The sequence below is a fragment of the Achromobacter sp. GbtcB20 genome (assembly GCF_019091095.1).
Taxonomy (GTDB): domain Bacteria; phylum Pseudomonadota; class Gammaproteobacteria; order Burkholderiales; family Burkholderiaceae_B; genus Achromobacter; species Achromobacter mucicolens.
Window position 1 is genome coordinate 1 of sequence record NZ_JAGXJZ010000910.1, and the last position, 235, is coordinate 235.

At 64.3% G+C, this 235-nt stretch carries 1 protein-coding gene; it reads left to right on the forward strand.

Translation table 11 applies throughout. The features are described from left to right. Positions 1 to 9: 9 nt before the first annotated feature. Positions 10 to 235: DNA methyltransferase (locus tag KVT32_RS31600; RefSeq protein ID WP_254637108.1), on the forward strand; the 226-nt coding region annotated here is incomplete at its 3' end.

A 235-nucleotide genomic window follows, 5' to 3' on the forward strand; every position in this document is an offset into this window, starting at 1 on the left:
GCAGCAATCATGACAGGCTGGGTCAACCAGGTCTTCTGCGAGGATGCGCTGGAAGGGCTGGCGCGCATCCCCGACGGGGCCATTGACCTGCTCCTGACCGACCCGCCCTACAACCTCGGCAAGGACTACGGCAACGCCTCGGACCAGCAAAGCGACGAGGCTTATCTCAGCTGGACCGAGCAGTGGATCGACGCGGCGCTGCCCAAGCTCAAGGCCAACGGCAGCCTGTACACCT